Source organism: Pseudomonas sp. LBUM1674 (assembly GCF_059695635.1).
The window spans coordinates 1,556,620-1,574,469 of the sequence record NZ_CP166779.1 but is presented as its reverse complement, the minus strand read 5'-3'; the positions used below and the strand labels follow the sequence as shown (position 1 = coordinate 1,574,469).

Annotated in this window: 21 protein-coding genes; 12 read left to right on the top strand and 9 right to left on the bottom strand. The window is 60.1% G+C overall.

Features of this window, described 5'->3' with window-relative positions:
- Window positions 1-109 precede the first annotated feature (109 nt).
- From ACA067_RS07355 to ppnP, 3 genes are all read left to right on the top strand, one after another.
- The gene (locus ACA067_RS07355; RefSeq protein WP_497461199.1) at window positions 110-2,071 is read left to right on the top strand and encodes an acetyl/propionyl/methylcrotonyl-CoA carboxylase subunit alpha; all 1,962 of its coding nucleotides are present in this window, start codon (window positions 110-112) and stop codon (window positions 2,069-2,071) included.
- 71 nt (window positions 2,072-2,142) lie between these two features.
- Window positions 2,143-2,685: a 3'-5' exonuclease gene (locus ACA067_RS07350; RefSeq protein WP_497461198.1), complete on the top strand. Its 543-nt coding sequence runs from the start codon at window positions 2,143-2,145 to the stop codon at window positions 2,683-2,685.
- A gap of 68 nt (window positions 2,686-2,753) precedes the next feature.
- Window positions 2,754-3,038, top strand: coding sequence for a pyrimidine/purine nucleoside phosphorylase (gene ppnP, locus ACA067_RS07345; RefSeq protein ID WP_054614024.1), 285 nt, complete (start codon window positions 2,754-2,756; stop codon window positions 3,036-3,038).
- Window positions 3,039-3,108: 70 nt separating this feature from the next.
- Here ppnP and ACA067_RS07340 read toward each other — a convergent pair whose 3' ends face one another.
- From ACA067_RS07340 to yegS, 3 genes are all read right to left on the bottom strand, one after another.
- Complete coding sequence (locus tag ACA067_RS07340; protein ID WP_497461197.1) at window positions 3,109-3,915, bottom strand: MOSC domain-containing protein; 807 nt, start codon at window positions 3,913-3,915, stop codon at window positions 3,109-3,111.
- Between the two features lie 139 nt (window positions 3,916-4,054).
- A complete protein-coding gene (locus tag ACA067_RS07335) occupies window positions 4,055-4,990 on the bottom strand; it encodes a chemotaxis protein CheV (RefSeq protein WP_497461196.1) in 936 nt (311 codons plus the stop codon).
- 113 nt (window positions 4,991-5,103) lie between these two features.
- Window positions 5,104-6,024 carry a lipid kinase YegS gene (gene yegS / locus ACA067_RS07330; protein ID WP_497461195.1) on the bottom strand — a complete coding sequence of 307 codons (921 nt, stop codon included), beginning with the start codon at window positions 6,022-6,024 and terminating at the stop codon, window positions 5,104-5,106.
- Between the two features lie 227 nt (window positions 6,025-6,251).
- Here yegS and ACA067_RS07325 point away from each other — a divergent pair, with 227 nt between their 5' ends.
- Complete coding sequence (locus ACA067_RS07325) at window positions 6,252-6,563, top strand: hypothetical protein (RefSeq protein ID WP_497461194.1); 312 nt, start codon at window positions 6,252-6,254, stop codon at window positions 6,561-6,563.
- Window positions 6,564-6,793: 230 nt separating this feature from the next.
- On the opposite strand, the gene ACA067_RS07320 is transcribed toward ACA067_RS07325, so the two are convergent.
- Window positions 6,794-7,981, bottom strand: a complete 1,188-nt coding sequence (locus ACA067_RS07320) for a molybdopterin molybdotransferase MoeA (protein WP_497462742.1) — start codon at window positions 7,979-7,981, stop codon at window positions 6,794-6,796.
- Between the two features lie 22 nt (window positions 7,982-8,003).
- Window positions 8,004-8,543 carry a molybdenum cofactor biosynthesis protein B gene (gene moaB, locus ACA067_RS07315; protein WP_497461193.1) on the bottom strand — a complete coding sequence of 180 codons (540 nt, stop codon included), beginning with the start codon at window positions 8,541-8,543 and terminating at the stop codon, window positions 8,004-8,006.
- 81 nt (window positions 8,544-8,624) lie between these two features.
- Here moaB and mobA point away from each other — a divergent pair, with 81 nt between their 5' ends.
- Both mobA and ACA067_RS07305 read left to right on the top strand, forming a co-directional pair.
- The gene (gene mobA / locus ACA067_RS07310) at window positions 8,625-9,227 is read left to right on the top strand and encodes a molybdenum cofactor guanylyltransferase MobA (RefSeq protein ID WP_497461192.1); all 603 of its coding nucleotides are present in this window, start codon (window positions 8,625-8,627) and stop codon (window positions 9,225-9,227) included.
- Window positions 9,228-9,305: 78 nt separating this feature from the next.
- Window positions 9,306-9,527, top strand: a complete 222-nt coding sequence (locus tag ACA067_RS07305; protein WP_497455786.1) for a YgdI/YgdR family lipoprotein — start codon at window positions 9,306-9,308, stop codon at window positions 9,525-9,527.
- Window positions 9,528-9,596: 69 nt separating this feature from the next.
- On the opposite strand, the gene ACA067_RS07300 is transcribed toward ACA067_RS07305, so the two are convergent.
- The 3 genes from ACA067_RS07300 to ACA067_RS07290 form a co-directional block, all read right to left on the bottom strand.
- Window positions 9,597-10,487, bottom strand: a complete 891-nt coding sequence (locus ACA067_RS07300) for a pseudouridine synthase (RefSeq protein WP_497461191.1) — start codon at window positions 10,485-10,487, stop codon at window positions 9,597-9,599.
- A gap of 71 nt (window positions 10,488-10,558) precedes the next feature.
- On the bottom strand, window positions 10,559-10,879 hold the full coding sequence (locus ACA067_RS07295) for a transcriptional regulator (protein ID WP_497462741.1): 321 nt from the start codon (window positions 10,877-10,879) through the stop codon (window positions 10,559-10,561).
- A gap of 164 nt (window positions 10,880-11,043) precedes the next feature.
- Window positions 11,044-11,280 carry a glutaredoxin family protein gene (locus ACA067_RS07290; protein WP_497461190.1) on the bottom strand — a complete coding sequence of 79 codons (237 nt, stop codon included), beginning with the start codon at window positions 11,278-11,280 and terminating at the stop codon, window positions 11,044-11,046.
- 209 nt (window positions 11,281-11,489) lie between these two features.
- Between ACA067_RS07290 and ACA067_RS07285 the strand changes: the two genes are divergently transcribed.
- A complete protein-coding gene (locus ACA067_RS07285) occupies window positions 11,490-13,202 on the top strand; it encodes a cation:proton antiporter (protein WP_497461189.1) in 1,713 nt (570 codons plus the stop codon).
- A gap of 1 nt (window position 13,203) precedes the next feature.
- Here ACA067_RS07285 and ACA067_RS07280 read toward each other — a convergent pair whose 3' ends face one another.
- Window positions 13,204-14,412, bottom strand: coding sequence for an ammonium transporter (locus ACA067_RS07280; protein ID WP_497461188.1), 1,209 nt, complete (start codon window positions 14,410-14,412; stop codon window positions 13,204-13,206).
- 304 nt (window positions 14,413-14,716) lie between these two features.
- Here ACA067_RS07280 and ACA067_RS07275 point away from each other — a divergent pair, with 304 nt between their 5' ends.
- The 5 genes from ACA067_RS07275 to ACA067_RS07255 all read left to right on the top strand — a co-directional run bounded on the left by ACA067_RS07275 (window position 14,717) and on the right by ACA067_RS07255 (window position 17,810).
- Window positions 14,717-15,031 (top strand): ElaB/YgaM/YqjD family protein, encoded by a 315-nt coding sequence (locus ACA067_RS07275; protein WP_128871571.1) that lies wholly within the window; start codon window positions 14,717-14,719, stop codon window positions 15,029-15,031.
- Between the two features lie 2 nt (window positions 15,032-15,033).
- A complete protein-coding gene (locus ACA067_RS07270) occupies window positions 15,034-15,423 on the top strand; it encodes a phage holin family protein (protein WP_497461187.1) in 390 nt (129 codons plus the stop codon).
- Window positions 15,420-15,761: a hypothetical protein gene (locus ACA067_RS07265; RefSeq protein ID WP_497461186.1), complete on the top strand. Its 342-nt coding sequence runs from the start codon at window positions 15,420-15,422 to the stop codon at window positions 15,759-15,761. The genes ACA067_RS07270 and ACA067_RS07265 overlap by 4 nt, the downstream gene beginning before the upstream one ends.
- A gap of 144 nt (window positions 15,762-15,905) precedes the next feature.
- A complete protein-coding gene (locus ACA067_RS07260; protein WP_497461185.1) occupies window positions 15,906-17,234 on the top strand; it encodes a deoxyguanosinetriphosphate triphosphohydrolase in 1,329 nt (442 codons plus the stop codon).
- Window positions 17,235-17,417: 183 nt separating this feature from the next.
- Window positions 17,418-17,810: a response regulator gene (locus tag ACA067_RS07255; protein ID WP_497461184.1), complete on the top strand. Its 393-nt coding sequence runs from the start codon at window positions 17,418-17,420 to the stop codon at window positions 17,808-17,810.
- Window positions 17,811-17,850 lie beyond the last annotated feature (40 nt).

Sequence of the window (17,850 nt, the reverse complement as noted above, 5' to 3'; positions counted from 1 at the left end):
CTACAGGGGGCTTGTGAACGACACAGATCCCTGTAGGAGCTGGCTTGTCGGATCGCCGCACCGCAGCGAAGAGGCCAGCACATTCCCCGCAAAAACCAAGGAAATACCCATGTCCGGATTCAGCAAAATCCTCATCGCCAACCGCGGTGAAATCGCCTGCCGCATCCAGCGCACCGCCCAGGCCCTGGGCTATCGCACCGTCGCCGTCTTCAGCGATGCCGACGCCGATGCCCTGCACGTGCAGATGGCCGACGAAGCCGTGAACATCGGCCCGGCCCCGGTGCAGCAGTCTTACCTGAACATCCCGGCAATCATCGACGCCGCCCGGCGCACCGGGGCCGACGCGATCCACCCCGGCTACGGTTTCCTCTCGGAAAACGCAGGCTTCGCCCGCGCCTGCCAACACGCCGGCATCACCTTCATCGGCCCCAGCCCCGACGCCATCGAGCTGATGGGCAGCAAACGCCTGTCGAAACTCGCCATGATCAAAGCCGGCGTACCCTGCATCAAAGGCTATCAGGGCGCCGAACAGGACGACGCGACCCTGAGTCGCGAAGCCGGGCGCATCGGCTACCCACTGATGATCAAGGCCAGTGCCGGCGGTGGTGGGCGCGGCATGCGCCTGGTACAGGGCGCCGCTGATTTGCTGGAGCAGATCCGCAGCGCGCGCTCCGAAGCGCTGCATGGGTTTGGCAGTGACGAACTGATCCTCGAACAAGCGTTGATCGATCCCCGGCACGTCGAGGTCCAACTATTCGGCGACCGGCACGGCAACCTGATCTACCTCGGCGAGCGCGACTGCTCGATCCAGCGTCGCCATCAGAAAGTCATCGAAGAAGCACCCTGCCCGGTGATGACCACCGAACTGCGCCGGGCCATGGGCGAAGCGGCGCTCAAGGCGGGGCGCGCGGTGAGTTACGTCGGCGCTGGCACCGTGGAGTTCCTGCTGGATGCAAGCGGACAGTTTTACTTTCTGGAGATGAACACCCGGTTGCAAGTGGAACACCCGGTGACCGAATTGATCACCGGTCTCGACCTGGTCGCCTGGCAGCTACAGGTTGCCGCAGGGCTGCCGTTGCCGCTGCGCCAGGAGCAACTGCAACTCAACGGCCATGCCATGGAAGTGCGCTTGTATGCCGAAGACCCGGCCCAGGGTTTTCTGCCACAGACCGGACGCATCGCAACCTGGGAGCCCGCCTTGCAGGACGGTGTGCGGATCGACCATGGTCTGATCGAAGGCCAGGGCATCAGCCCCTTCTACGACCCGCTGCTGGGCAAGCTCATTGCCCACGGCGCCACCCGCGAAGAAGCCCGGCGCAAGTTGCTGCGCGCCGTGCAGGACAGCGTGCTACTGGGCGTGCAGAGCAATCAGCGACTGCTCGCCAGCTTGCTGCAACACCCGCAGTTCGTCAGCGGCGAGTTCAATACCGGCTTTATCCCGAGGTATTTTTCCGACCATGACTGCCTGCATCCCCCTGTACCCACAGCCGAAGAACTGGCGATCGCAGCGGCCCTGTTTTATCAGGCATCGGCGCAGAATCACCTCGCGCCCCTGGCCGGTTGGCGCAACAACGCCAGCGTGCCGTTGCACTATCGCATTGGCCTGGAAGACCAGGATTGGCCGGTGCAATTGCACGCAGTGCCTGGCGAACCCTACCGGATTCAAGTCGCCACCCGGACCCTCGAATTGAAGGTTGTGCGGTGCGACGGACGCTGGGCCACCCTGGAAATCGATGGCATCCGCCAACGTCATGCCTATCGTCTTGAATCCGCGCAGCTCTGGCTGTTCACCCGGCCCGGCAGCCTGCGGCTGATGGATCGGACTCAAGCCCTGGTCAGCGGTCAGGCCAGCGTCAGCTCCGGCACGCTCAAGGCACCGATGGACGGTGCGATCGTCGACGTGCTGGTCACCGAGGGCAGCCCGGTCAGTAAAGGCCAGTTGTTGGTGGTGCTGGAGGCCATGAAAATGGAGCATCCCCTCAAGTCAGGCATCGATGGCGTGCTCAAACGCTTGCAGGTCAGGGTTGGCGACCAGGTGAAAAATCGTCAGATATTGTTGGAGGTCGAATAAGCCGCTAGGCGGATCCGCCGGGTTTGGCTACGCTCAAGCGCTATCAGGACGCGGATACCAGGAACCCTGCGATGCCTCACTGGCTGGTGATTGATCTGGAAGCCACCACCGATGAGGGTGGCTGGCCAGTAACGGAAATGGAAATCATCGAAATCGGCGCCACGCTGGTGGATCGCAAGGGGCGAGAACTGGATTCATTCCAGCGCTTCGTGCGGCCACTGCGGCGGCCTTTGCTGACGCCGTTTTGCCGGGAGCTGACGCACATCACCCAGGCCAACGTCGACGGTGCCGAGCCGCTGAGCGAGGTCTGGGTGTCGTTCGAACGCTGGCTCGGCCAGCATCACGGGCGGCTGGAAGGCTGGGTCAGTTGGGGCGATTACGACCGCAAGCAACTGCTTCAGGAATGGCAGCGCCTGCAGCTCGACAGCGCCCTGAGCCGGGTGCCACACATGAACCTCAAGCAGCGCTTTGCCAAGGCCCGTCGGCTGGAACGCCCGCTGGGGCTCAACGGCGCCCTGCAACTGGCGGGCATGCAGTTCACCGGGCAGCAACACCGGGCGCTGGAAGACGCGCGCAATACTGCACGCCTGTTGCCACTGGTCCTGCCCCTCTAGGGCGTGACGGCGCCAAGGGCCTTGTGCATACTGGCCAGCCCTTTTCAGCCCTTTTCGAGGAATCGCCCATGTTTAAAGTCAACGAGTACTTCGACGGCACCGTCAAGTCGATCGCCTTTGGCACCGCAGAAGGTCCGGCGACCATCGGCGTCATGGCGCCGGGCGAGTACGAATTCGGCACCAGCCAGCGTGAAATCATGCACGTGGTGACCGGTGCCCTGACCGTCAAACTGCCAGACAGCAGTGACTGGGAAACCTTCGCCGCGGGTAGCCAGTTCAACGTGCCCGCCAACAGCAAGTTCCAGCTGAAAGTGGCTGTCGACACCGCTTACCTGTGCGAATACCGCGGCTAAAACCCCGGGTTTTCATAGCGCAAAAAAAAATGCCCGTGTCCCAGGACACGGGCATTTTTCATTGTCGCGTTTACTCCAGGATCGTCACCGGCATGCCGACTTCGAGCTGGCCGTTGCCATCATTGACCAGATTCTGGCCGAACATTGCCCCCTCTTCCTGGGCGCGGTATTTCTGCAAGGTGGCCAGAGGCTCACGATCATCGCTGCGTAGACCGGTTTGCGGGTCGACGGTGGTCAGAATGCAGCGCGAACAAGGCTTGACCACGCGAAACTCGACATCGCCGATACGGATACGCTTCCAGCCATCCTCGGCATAGGCTGGCGTGCCCTCGATCACCAGATTCGGTCGAAAACGCAGCATCTCCAGCGGGCGCCCGACTTTTTGCGATAGATCCTCAAGGGACGCCTGCCCGATCAGCAACAGCGGGAAGCCGTCGGCGAAAGCCACCCGATCGTCATCCTTGCCGTAGCCCGCCTGAGTGATCCGCGCGCGATCAAGCGGTATTTGCACCAGGCGAGTCGGCTTGCCAATGAATTCACTGACCCAGGCCCCTGCCTCATCACCGGCATCGGGAACCCGCAAACTGTCGCGAAAGATGGTCACGCCCCGCAGCTCAGCGTCACTGCCTGGCAAGGCGATATCAATCGGTGAGCGGCCCGGAGCCCCCAGGGTCAAGCCGCCTTCGGCATTCCACAACGCCGACAGCTGACTCATCTGCCCCACTACGCGCTGGCTCAGGAACCGCCCGCTGGCCTCGTCCACCAACATCCAGCGTCGATCGCCTTCCAGCCCAAGCTTGTCCAGGCTGGCCTGCTGCAGGATCTCGCCCTTGCCGGATTTCAACGGATAACGATAAAGCGCGCTCAGACGCAACATGGCCAGCTCCCTGGAAGGTGAAAAACGCCACCCTATACGACCTCCAGCGCCGAATCAAAGGCTGAAAACCGATCTCTGCATACCTTGTGGGAGCAAGCCCGCTCCCACAGGTAAACTGTGCTCAGGCTTCGCGTCGTTATCAGGCCGGCACGGCGTCGAGCATCAGGCGCTGGCGCACCACATCGACCAGTTTGTCCGGCTGGAATTTGGAGAGAAAGTTATCGCAGCCGACTTTCTTGACCATCGAGTCGTTGAAGCTGCCGGACAAGGAGGTGTGCAGCACCACATAAAGGCCACGCAGGCGCGGGTCGTTACGGATTTCAGTGGTCAGGCGGTAACCGTCCATTTCCGGCATCTCCGCATCGGTGAAGACCATCAGCAGTTTGTCGGTCATGGTCACGCCCGTATCGGCCCAGCCCTTGAGCAGGTTCAATGCCTTCAAGCCATCGCTGGCAACGTGCATCTTCACGCCCAATTGCCCCAGCGTGTCGCGCAACTGCGAGATCGCCACGTTGGAGTCATCCACCAGCAGCACTTCACGACCGCGGGCGTGTTCCAGTACCGGATCGTCGAGTTTTTCGCGGGATACCTTGGCGTTGTACGGGACGATTTCGGCGAGGACTTTTTCGACATCGATGATTTCCACCAACTGGTCGTCGACCTTGCTGATAGCGGTCAGGTAGTGCTGGCGACCGGCGCTGGTTGGCGGCGGCAGGATGGCTTCCCAGTTCATGTTGACGATGCGGTCCACGCCACCGACCAGGAACGCCTGCACCGAACGGTTGTACTCGGTGACGATGATGGTACTGGCAGGGCTTGGCACCAGCGCACGCATGCCGATGGCCTGGGACAGGTCGATCACCGGCAGGGTCTGGCCACGCAGATTGACCACGCCGCAGACAAACGGATGGCGCTGGGGCATCAGGGTCAGTTTCGGCAGTTGCAGCACTTCCTGTACTTTAAACACGTTGATCGCGAACAATTGCCGTCCGGCCAGTCGAAACATGAGAATTTCCAGGCGATTCTCACCCACCAGTTGGGTGCGTTGGTCTACCGTGTCGAGAATGCCGGCCATCAAGGACTCCTGGGCTTGTTCTGATGAATTCACTAAAGGGGGTTATCGGCTGTTTTTATCGGACCTTGACCCCCAGGCAAAACGCCACGTCCAGGCATTGCTGCTTGTTACGATCAAGCCTGTTGCCCCCCAGTCGTTAGAGTACCGCCTAGCAGCGGCGAGTTTTCCGGCAGGTGCACGCGCAGTGCCGCCGCCCGCGCAGAGAACCGCAGACTGTCGCCTTCCAGAGGTTCGCCATCAAGGTTGATATAAAGACCTTCCGCGACCTTGATCTCGACCCAGGGCAAACGGGCGCGCACAAACATGTTGTCGATACCGAAACCATCAGCCAACAGTGTTTTCAAGGTGCCCACCAGTTCCTGCGGCGCAGGCAAGATGCTGATATCCAGCAGGCCATCGTCGGCCAGTGCGTCCGGGCACAACACATGCCCGCCGCCCGCCTGTCGGCCATTGCCGATACCCAATGCCAGCAGCTCGCCACTCCATTGGAAATCAGGGCCCTGCAACTCGCCGTAGGCCGCATGCAACTCACTGAAGCGAGATAAACCGGTGAATAGATAAGCCGCCCCGCCGAGGATTTTTTTCAGATCCTCCGAGGTATTGGCCGTCACCTGGCTGCCAAAGCCGCCCGTGGCCATATTCAGGAATACCTGTCCGCCCACTTCGCCCAGATCAATGGCGCTCGGCGCAGTGTCCAAAAGATCCAGTGCCTGATCAGGCTCCAGTGGCACACCGGCGGCGCGGGCAAAATCATTGGCCGTCCCCAGGGGCATCAATACCAGGCTGGCCTGCGTCGGATGTGCGGCCATCGCCTCGGCGATATCACGCAAGGTGCCATCACCGCCGCCGGCGATGATTTGCCTATAGCCTGCCGTCAATGCCTCCTCTACCAGCCGTTGTGCGTCCCCGGCTTCCCAGGTCAGTCGAACGGCCAGTTCCCAGCCCTGTTGGCGCTTGCCCTCGACGGCGGCGCGAACCGACTCGTTGAGCGCCTGCTTGCCATGAAGAATCAATAGCGCCCTGTGTTCGCTCATTTGTGCTCACTCCCAAGAATTGAATTCCATACGGGAGATATGACCTCACTGCCCTTCAGAAAAGTCGATGGGAATTGAATTAATTCAAATCGAGCCGTCTTGCGCCCTGCAACAAGGAATTTTCTTACAAAACGTTAGGAATTGGCTCAATTGACCCGACTGCCGTGATTGGTACAACGTGGCGACTGCATTTAACAGTCATCAGCAGAAACAAACAGGGACGTGCCATGCAAAACCATGACATCAGGCCACCGCTCATTCCGGTCACACCACTGGCAGAAAAACGCTCCAATCATCAGGCTGAATTAAAAAACAGCGCAGCACCCACCGGCGGAGTCGCCATGGACCCTCGCGTCACTGAACTGGAGACGCACCTCAAATACATTCGTAGAGAGATGGATGAAGTGCGTGACAACGTCAAATCCATCAAGCACCGGCTGGTTTATTCAGCGGGCGGAACAGCCGTGGTTCTCGGGCTTCTGGTGTGGATCGGCAATAGCCGTTTCGACCAGCTCGTGACGCTTCTTCTGGGTCGATAAGGATTCGCCATGAACGCCTCCCGGGGGCGACAAATCTGAAGCCGAAGCAACGGCAACGACAAGATCAAAAGATCGCAGCCTCGCTTCGCTCGACAGCTCCTACAGGGGGAGGCGTTCACGTGGAGCCAGGTCGGCCCGTAGGCCGCCTCGCTTTGGCTGTTGCGGTACACGCCGCCTCGAGAGGCCGAGCGCAGGTTCTGCGTAGTGGGCAACCCGGCAAGGATGCCGGGTTAGCCCAGGACTTCACTCAATGGAATGAAGCTGACCCAGTCCCCCTCGACCAGCGTGCGATCTTCCAGCACTTCAACCAGGCCATCCGCCCAGGCGGCGCTGCGCAGCACCCCGGAACTCTGATTCCTGTAGATAATGGCACGCCCGTTCTCCAGCCGCCCACGCAGATACTCGCGCCGATTGCCGGCTTTGGGCCAGGCAAATCCTGCCGGAACCTGGAACTTCAGGGGCTCGACCTCCTTCACCCCCAGACGACGCATCAGATAAGGCCTTGCCAACAAGGCAAAGGTCACCAGGGTCGACGCCGGGTTGCCGGGCAAGCCGATCACCGGGACGCCGCAAAAATGTCCGAAGGTCAACGGTTTGCCTGGCTTGATGGCAAGCTTCCACAAGGTCAACTCGCCCTCTTCCCGCAAGGCGATCCCGAGAAAATCGGCTTCACCTACCGAGACGCCGCCCGTCGAGAGGATCAGGTCGACATCTTTCAACTCGCCCAGGCGGGCGCGAGTGGTCGCCAGGTCGTCCGCAAGAATACCGGCGTCGATCACTTCACAGCCCAGGCGCTGCAACCAACTGCAGAGCAACACGCGATTGCTGTTGTAAATCTGCCCCGGCCCCAGCGCCTGACCCGGTTCAAGCAACTCATCCCCGGTAGACAAGACCGCAACGCGAACCTTGCGAATCACCTCCAGCTCTGCGCAACCCAGCGATGCCGCCAGCCCCTGCTCGATCGGTCCCAGACGCGTGCCGGCAGGCAGAATCAGTTCACCGACGGTAGTTTCCTGGCCTTGCGCACGGATGTTTTGTCCCGGGACCATGGGTTCGATGAAACGCACTCGCCCATCCGCCCGGACCTCGGCGTTTTCCTGCATCTCGACGCAATCGGCACCCGCAGGGACCGGCGCACCGGTGAAGATTCGTGCACAAGTGCCTGGTTTCAAGGGGGCCGGAGCCTTGCCTGCAAAAATCTTCTGACTGACGACCAACGGTTCTCCCGTCCAGTCGGCCAGGCACAAGGCATAACCGTCCATGGCACTGTTGGGCCAGGGCGGCAGGTCAAGCGTCGACACCAGGTCATCGGCCAATACGCGGCCTTCTACCTGCGCCAACGGCAAGCGTTCACGTTCGCGAATCGGTGAGGCTTCGGCCATTTCGAGCAAACGGGCCAGGGCCACTTCGACCGCCATCAGGCTGCCGGCCTTGCCCGGCTTACCCGCGGGATTCACAGGGTGCCGCCTGTTTCAGATGAGGCACGAAATTGCACGGGCGGTGCCGCGCATCCAGCTGCTCGGCGAGAATGCCGTCCCAACCGGTGCGTACGGCATTGGTCGAACCGGGCAAGCAGCAGACCAGCGTGCCATTGGCCAGACCGGCCAAGGCCCGGGATTGCACGGTCGAGGTGCCGATATCGGCCACCGATATCTGCCGGAACAGTTCACCAAAGCCGTCGACCTGCTTGTCCAGCAGGCAGCTCACGGCTTCAGGGGTGCTGTCGCGTCCGGTAAAACCGGTGCCACCGGTGATCAGCACGACCTGCACGACATCGTCGGCAATCCAGTTGGCGACTTGCGCACGAATTTTGTAGAGGTCATCTTTGAGCAATACCCGGGCCGCCAGGTGGTGGCCGGCGGCGCTCAAGCGGTCGACGAAGACCTGGCCTGACGTATCGGTTTCCAGGGTACGGGTATCGCTGACCGTCAGCACCGCGATGTTGAGCGGCGCAAAAGGTACATCAGCCTTGGCTTTCATAGGCTCGTCCAGTTGTAGGAGAAACGGCCCGGTGTTATATCACAGCCCCTCATTTTTTCGCCGCCCCCATGGAGACCTGCCATGACTTCGACTATGGATTTGCCGCCCTGCTCCATTCTGCTCCTGGCGGGTGGGCGTGGCCAACGCATGGGCGGTCAGGATAAAGGGTTGCTGCAATGGCACGGTGAACCCCTGATTGCTCATCTGCACCGCAAGACCCGCGCATTGAGCGATGACCTGATCATCTCCTGCAACAGGAACCCGGAGCAGTACGCACCCTACGCCGACCGGCTGGTCCATGACGACGAAGGGGATTTTCCGGGGCCTTTGGCCGGTATTCGGGCTGGCCTGAAGGCCGCCAGGCATGCGCAGCTGATGATATTGCCCTGTGATGTGCCCCGTATCGATGCCGCGTTGCTCCAGGGCATGCGCGAAACCGCCAGCCAGCATCCGGACAAACCGTTGATGCTGCGCCAGGGCGAACATTGGGAGCCCTTGCTGTGCATCATCCCCGTGGCACTTTCCGACGCTTTTGAAAATGCCTGGCACGATGGTGAACGCAGCCCGGGTCGCCTCATGCGCAAGCTGGGGGCCCATGCACTGCAATGCCCCGACAATGACCCTCGCCTGGCCAACCTCAATACCCCGGAACTGTTAAGTACCCATAACACTGTGCCAGACTGACACTACCCACGGAACTTGCACTCGTTGTATACGTCTCAAGCTCAGTAACCAAAAGAATTCAAATTCGGAGACACACTCATGACTCAACGGACCCTTGCCACTTTCATGCTCGCACTGGGCCTCGCGACCCTCGCAGGTTGCGCCTCGCCGACAGTGATCACCTTGAATGACGGTCGCGAAATCCAGGCCGTCGACGCACCAAAATACGATGACGAATCAGGTTTCTACGAGTTCGAACAACTCGATGGTAAGCAAAACCGCGTTAACAAGGATCAGGTGCGTACCGTCAAGGAGTTGTAATCCTTGCGGTGACAACCGGATACAGAAAGCCCGCTGCAAGCGGGCTTTTTCGTGGCCGAAGAACGGTGCTCACCACTGCAGCGTGATCGCGCTTTCGAAGCTTCTTTCCTGCCCGCTCACCGGATCGATAAACCGCAGCCCCTGGGCGAGCAGCTTCAAGGGATTGGCATAGTCATCCACGACGCCCTTGAGCACCTGAGGATAGAAGGGGTCGTTGCAGATACTCGCGCCCAGGGCGGTCATGTGCACGCGCAATTGATGCTTCTTGCCCGTCACCGGGTAAAGCGCATACCGCCACAGATCACCGTTTTTCTCACGGACCTCGACGGCTGTCTCGGTGTTGCTGACGCCCGGACCTTCCTGCATGCGGAAGAAAGGCTCGCCATCGATGAGCCGGCTCTTGTGCACCAGTGGAAATGAGAGATCAGGCAATGCCCTGGCAATCGCCTCGTAGCGCTTTTCGATCTGCCGCGCAGGAAACAACGACTGATACGCCGACCGGCTCCGAGGGTTGGCTGAAAACAGCACCAGCCCCGCCGTATGCCGGTCAATGCGGTGCAAGGGCACCAGATGCGGGTTATCCAGGCGGCGAATCAACCGTCGCAGCAGAGTCTGCTCTACATATTCCCCGGCCGGGGTCACTGGCAGGAAATGCGGTTTGTCCGCCACCACCAGATGGTCGTCCGCGTACAGGATCGACTCGACCACCGGGATCGGCTTTTCGTCCGGCACTTCTCGAAAATAGTGAATCCGCAGACCTTCCTTGTAAGGCAGATCGAGGGCAATCGGTGCGCCATGCCCGTCGAGGACGCGCCCACGCGCGATTCTGTCCAGCCATTGTTCACGGCCAATGGCGCTGAAGTGTTCACACAGGCAATCGAGCACGGTCTGCCACGGCCCCGGCGGCAAGTAGAGCGTGCTGGCCTGGTTGTGTGCTGCAGAAAAAGATGAAGTGGACATACGGACGTTCTGACCCTCGATACAGGGCGGCATTATCCGACAGCAGCCGGATCGAACCTAGAAGAGAATCCTCAGGCCGGTATGGACCGGGTCTGCGCTGCCGCTTCGGTGAACTCCTTGAGCCAGCGCAGCACGTCGACCGCCTCCCAGCGACCCGGGTCATACAGGGCATACAACAAGCCCTGATAACCCACGACATCCAGCTGCCTGTGATAACCCGCGCGCTGGAACAAGGCTTCGATTTCGGCGAAACAGGTGTTGAAATGCAGTTTATTGAAGGGGGTTTTTCCTTCGGTGACCAAGCCATCCAGACGCAATTCGGTGACGGCCTCGCGCACCACGTCCGCCGACATCCGGTTCACGCTGTTCTTCAATTGTTCGACATTGACCACGTTCATCCCTCTCACTTCTGGGATCGCCTGCCCAATCCCGCAGGAGGGACCGCATGGCAGGCAACCGGAATAGCTGTATACCCATACAGTAACCGAATAAGCTGTTTTTCGCCAATGGAGGAAACGAGAACGGCGACGGGTGGGCCGTTGCCGAAAGCGTCCGATCAACCCAAGAACGCCACTACCTGATCGGCACCGAACGGCCAGCCCAGCTCCGCGCCGGTATCGACCCGTCGCAACACTGGAATACGCAGGCTGTAGGCTTCGAACCATGTTTCGTCGTCAGCGATATCCACCAGTTCGACCAGCAGGCCGCGCTCGACAAATTCCATCAGCATGGCTTCGGCCACTTCACACAGATGGCACCCTATGGTGCCGAACAGCTGACATTCAGGAAGCATGACGACAAGACCCGACTAAGTAGGCGTTCATTCTAGGCCGGTGATCAAAAGCAGTCGAGCCAATGAACCAAGCGTCTGAGCAACGGTGAATTTCAGAAAGTTTCGGCAAACTGCTGATTCAAATCATTCGTGCGCAGTGGAACTTACGCGATGCTCATGGCCTTTTTGCCTCTACGCTTGAGTAGCCAGACCTGATTCCGGAGTGTTTTGTGTTCGCCAACCTGTTGGTCATCTTCGCCTCCTCCCTGGTGGTGATTGCACTGTTCCAGCGCCTGCGCTTGCCGCCGGTGCTGGGCTACCTGTGCGTGGGGCTGATGATCGGGCCGACCGCATTCAATTGGGTCAATGAAAGCGAAGACTTGCCGGACCTCGCCGAACTGGGGGTGGTGTTCCTGCTGTTCTCCCTGGGGCTGGAGTTTTCCCTGACGAAAATGCTTGCGTTGCGCCAAGTGGTGTTTGGCCTCGGCAGCCTGCAGGTGCTCGGCACCGCAATGCTGCTGGGTGGTTTTCTGATGCTGCTCGGCATCTCGACCCTGCCTGCGCTGTTACTCGGTGCCGGCTTGTCGTTGTCCTCCACCGCCATCGTCAGCAAGGAGCTGGGCAGTCTTGGCGAGATTTTCAGCAGTCACGGCCAGAATGCCATCGCCGTGCTGCTGTTCCAGGATGTGGTGGCGGTGTTGCTGCTGACGATGGTGCCCGTGTTCGCCGGCAGCAGCGATCAGGCCTGGTACTGGGCGCTGCCACTGACGCTGGGCAAGACCGTGGTGCTGTTCGTCGGCCTGCTGCTGGCCAGTCGCTGGATATTGCCACGGCTGTTCCATGAAGTAGCGGCGGCCCGCTCCGCCGAGCTGTTCGTGCTGCTGGCGCTGGTCATCGTGCTGCTGACGGCCTGGTTGACCCACTTGCTCGGCCTCTCCCCGGCCCTGGGTGCATTCCTGGCCGGCATGCTGTTGGGAGAAAGCCACTACCGGCACCAGATCGAAGCCGACATCCGCCCCTTCCGCGACATTCTGCTCGGCGTGTTCTTTGTCAGTATCGGCATGCTCATCGATTTGCAGTTGTTCGCCAGCCATGGCCTGCTGATTCTCGGCCTCACCCTGGGGTTGTTGCTGCTCAAGGGCAGCGTCGTTGCGCTCCTGGTCAAATGGCGTGGCAGCGATGGCGAAACCGCCTGGCGCAGCGGCCTGGCATTGGCCCAGGGCGGCGAATTCTGCTTTGCGCTGATGGCGCAGATGCAGCATAACAAACTGATGCCCGCCGATTTTGGCGGCCTGCTGCTGGCGGCAACCTTCTGTTCGATGCTCGTCACGCCGCTGCTATTGCGCGCCGCGCCTCACCTTGCGACACGCCTGCACCGCAAGCCCAATGAAGAAGCGAAACTCGAGGAAATCAGCGCACTCACTGCCGACTTGCATGACCATGTAGTGATCTGTGGCTATGGTCGTGTCGGCCAGTCGATCGGACGCGCGCTACGCAATGCGCAGCAACCCTATATCGCACTGGATACTGATCCGGTCCGTGTCCAGGAAGCCGCCGTGGGTGAAACCTGTGTGCATTATGGCGACTCACGCCGCGGTGAACTGCTGGTCGCGATAGGGCTGGAGCGCGCCAGGCTACTGGTGATCGCCGTGGATCAGACCGACATCGCGTTACTGATCCTCAGGGAAGCGCGGCGACTCAACGCGACCGTGCCGATACTGGTGCGCACGCGCGACGACAGCCAACTGGCCGAGTTGAAAGCATCCGGCGCCAGCGAAGTCGTGCCGGAACTGCTGGAGTCGAGCCTGATGCTCGCCTCCCACGCGCTGATCATGCTGGGGTTACCCGCGCATCAGGTGCAGGAGCGGGCCGACCAGATCCGGCACGACCGCTATCGCCTGTTGCACGGCTTTTATCCCGGCGCAGACGATGAAGAGCATTGATTCAGTCCTGGCTGACAGCGCCGATCTTGTGCACCGACAGGTCCGCGCCGTAATACTCTTCTTCCTGACTCAGGCGCAGACCATGGAACGCCTTGATCACGCCATACACGGCAAAGCCACCGACCAGCGCCACCACCACGCCCAGCGCAGTACCGATCAATTGGCTGATCAGGCTTACCCCGCCCAGACCACCCAATGCGCCCTGGCCGAAAATGCCGCAGGCGATTCCGCCCCAGACGCCGCACAGGCCATGCAACGGCCACACACCCAGGACATCGTCGATGTGCCATTTGCCCTGGGCGGCGGTAAAGCACCCGACAAACAGCGCACCGGCAACAGCACCGGTCACCAGCGCACCCACCGGGTGCATCAGATCGGAGCCGGCGCAGATCGCCACCAACCCGGCCAGCGGACCGTTATGCAGAAAGCCCGGGTCATTGCGCCCGACGATCAGCGCGGCCACGGTGCCACCGACCATGGCCATCAGCGAATTCACCGCCACCAGTCCGCTGAGACCTTGCAGGGTTTGCGCACTCATCACGTTGAAACCGAACCAGCCGACGATCAGGATCCACGAACCCAATGCCAGGAAAGGAATGCTCGAGGGGGCGAACGCGACCAGTTTTCCGTCGCGATAACGACCATTGCGTGGCCCGAGCAACAACACTGCCGCCAGCGCCAGCCAGCCCCCCATGGCGTGGACCACCACGGAGCCGGCGAAATCATGGAAGCTGGCGCCGAAGCGTTCCAGCAACCAGGCTTGCAAGCCAAAGTTGCCGTTCCAGATCATGCCTTCGAAAAACGGATAAATGAACGCCACGATCAAGGCCGTCGCGCACAACTGCGGGACAAACCGGGCTCGCTCGGCGATCCCGCCGGAAATGATCGCCGGGATCGCCGCGGCAAACGTCAGCAGAAAGAAAAACTTCACCAACCCGTAGCCATGATCGGCATTGATCACCGCCGCCGGTTGCATAAAGCTGACCCCATAGGAAATCCAATAGCCTATAAAGAAATAGGCCAAGGTCGAAATCGCGAAGTCGCTGAGGATTTTCGACAGGGCGTTGACCTGATTCTTCTGCCGGACCGTGCCGACTTCCAGAAAGGCAAAACTGGCGTGCATGGCCAGCACCATGACCGCGCCGCCGAGAATGAACAACGTGTTGGAGCTATGGATCAGACTGTCCACAGCGCTTTGCAGATTTTCCATGGGATTGGCAGACCTGAAGGCTAAAAAAGCACCAAAGCAGTTCGCACAGACGATTCATGCACCAAATTGCACCTTCCCGGATCGGTACAGGGATCCGATGAGCCACTTTGGCGCACAAGGTTGGAGCCTTTGCGCGAGGTTTCTTTATTTGAGATAAGGTTTCGCTCGAATCATGCCCGGCAACCGCGCAACGGCGCAGGCGGACGCACCACGACATAGCAAAAGTTGTACCAGTCATTTGTACTGAACCTTCACGCAAGGCTCATACTCGAACGCAACAGACGCCACTTACGGAGATCCACCAATGGCCAGCATCAAGGCAAAGACTGCTCAAGAAATTCTGATGAATGACTTTCAAACACTGGTCAGCGACACCGAGCGGTTGCTGGAACACACGGCGACGCTGGCCGGGGATCAGGCCGATGAATTGCGCTCGCAGATCCATGACAGCCTGCTGCGTGCCCGGGAAACCTTGAAACTGACCGAAGATTCCCTGCGCGAACGCGGCAAGGCTGCCGTTACCGCGACTGAAGACTATGTTCAGGCCAACCCATGGCAATCGGTCGGGATAGCGGCCGGTGTGGGCTTCCTGATTGGCCTGCTGGCCACTCGGCGCTGATTATGGCGATCGGCGAATCCGGCTCGTCCGCGACGGGCCCAAGCTCCTCACCGCGGCGCCTGGGTGCCGCTTTTCTTGGACTGCTGCACAGCCATGTCGAACTGTTCGGCATCGAATTGCAGGAACAGAAGGCCCGCACCGTCAGCCTGTTGTTGTTCGCCGGCCTGTCGCTGGTGTTTGCCTTGCTGTTGCTGGTGGGCTTGTCGACGCTGGTATTGATCCTGTTTTGGGACACCTATCGCCTGCCGGCCATCATCGGGCTCTGCGTGTTCTATACACTCGCGGCCATATTCTGCGGGATGCGGTTGAGAGCGGCGATTTTCGATGAGTCCTCGCCCTTTCACGGCACGCTGGAAGAATTGGCCAATGATCGGGAGCGCTTGCTGCCATGAGCCTGCCTGCATTGCCTCATAACAACTCGCGCACGGAAATGCGCAAGGCATTGATCCGCCTGCGCATGGAAATGCATCGCCAGGAAATCCGCCACGAATCCGCGCAACTGCTGCAACCCCTGCAACGTGTGCGCGGGATGACGCAAAACCTGCAGGATGGCTTCGGCATCAAACACGCCCCGCTCTGGGGCATGGCGGCCGTGACCTTGCTGGGGTTTCTGACCGGCAAGGGCGCCAGGAGTGGCGGCACCAGCAGCCTGTCCCGACTGGTTCGGCTGGGGACCACGCTGGGTCCGCTGATCAAGCTGGTCATGCAAGGCTCCTCGCGCAACCACTAGGCCACTTTCTGGCTGCATTCTTGCCACGTCACCGGAATGAACCTCTTTATCGAGGGGTTCAGGTGCGCGCGTGTTTTCCCCTTGCAGGCCATGGCGCGAACCCGGAAGCTTAAGGATTCAGTCACCTGACGGAGAGAACCAGCCTTGGATTGGCAAACTTTGCTTACCCGCGAACGCCTCGGAAAGCCTCTGCACAGCCCGGAAGAACTCGGCCGCAGCCCTTTTCACAAAGACCACGACCGCATCATTTTTTCGGGAGCGTTTCGCCGCCTCGGGCGCAAGACGCAGGTTCATCCAGTGACCAGTAACGATCACATCCACACGCGCCTGACCCATTCGCTGGAGGTCAGTTGCGTCGGCCGTTCGCTGGGCATGCGCGTCGGTGAAACCATCCGTCGTGCCCTACCCGACTGGTGCGAACCCAGTGACCTGGGAATGGTCGTGCAATCGGCCTGCCTGGCCCACGACATCGGTAACCCGCCCTTCGGCCACTCCGGTGAAGACGCCATCAGGCACTGGTTCCAGCAAGCCGCCGGCCGTGGCTGGCTGGATGCCATGAGCGAAGTCGAACGCGATGACTTCCTCAATTTCGAAGGCAATGCCCAAGGCTTCCGGGTACTCACGCAGCTGGAATATCACCAGTTCGACGGCGGCACCCGGCTGACCTACGCCACCCTGGGTACCTATCTGAAGTATCCATGGACGGCAAAACACGCCGACTCACTGGGCTACAAAAAGCACAAGTTCGGCTGCTATCAGAGTGAATTGCCGCTGCTGGAGCAGATCGCCCATAAGCTCGGCCTGCCGCAACTCGAGGAACAGCGCTGGGCGCGTCACCCGCTGGTGTACCTGATGGAGGCCGCCGATGACATCTGCTACGCGCTCATCGACCTGGAAGATGGCCTGGAGATGGAGTTGCTGGAGTATGCCGAAGTCGAATCGCTGCTGCTGGACCTGGTGGGTGACGATTTGCCGGAAACCTATCGCCAGCTCGGTCCGCAGGACTCGCGTCGGCGCAAACTGGCGATCCTGCGCGGCAAAGCCATTGAACATCTGACCAATGCCGCGGCCCGCGCCTTTGTCGAGCAACAGGACGCGTTGCTGGCGGGCCTGCTGCCCGGCGATCTGGTGGAGCACATGCATGGCCCCGCCAAGCGATGCGTGTTGAATGCGAAGGACATGGCGCGCAAAAAAATCTTCCAGGACAAGCGCAAGACCCTGCACGAAATCGGCGCCTACACCACGCTGGAAATCCTGCTCAATGCCTTCTGCGGTGCGGCACTGGAACAGCATGACGGTCGCACGCCCTCCTTCAAGAGCCGGCGCATCCTCGATTTGTTGGGTAACAATGCGCCCGATCCCTGCGGTCCCCTGCACACTTCGTTTCTTCGCATGATCGATTTCATCGCGGGCATGACCGACAGCTATGCCAGTGACATGGCATTGGAAATGACCGGTCGCTCCAATCATTGACAAGAACCGGTTGATCGGCCATTTCGACACCCGAAATGGCTGATCAACGCTTGAAAATCCAAGTACATTCAACGCTCGCTGAATCCCCCTACAGCTCGTGGTAAGTGTACTGATCGTCTGTTCGGGATTCTCGCTCAATAATCACACTCCACTGTACTCGACAGATGAAGCGTGAGTAATCCTATGTTCGAAGACGATCTGCGCATCCTGCTGGTAGAAGATCACCCTTTTCAGCTCAGGGCGACCCAGTACCTGCTCGAGAGTTACGGCTTCAGTCAATTGACCCCCGCCGACAGTGCCGAAGGCGCGATGCAACATATGTTCAGGGCTGCGCAACCCTTCGATATTCTTTTATGCGATCAATGCCTGCCCGACCTTCCCGGCCTCGAGTTGATCGAGTACGCCAGTCACCGGGGGATGATCAGGCAAGCCATACTGCTAAGCAGCCTGACACCCGCTGAACTGGACGGTTTAAAACAATTGGCCAACGAACATCGGCTGCCATTACTGGGTTATCTGGTCAAGCCGTTGAAACAATCCGAATTTCTAAACTTGCTGACCTTGGCCTCACTGTAAACAAAGTTGTAATTCAGACACTAAAAACCCGACCAGGACA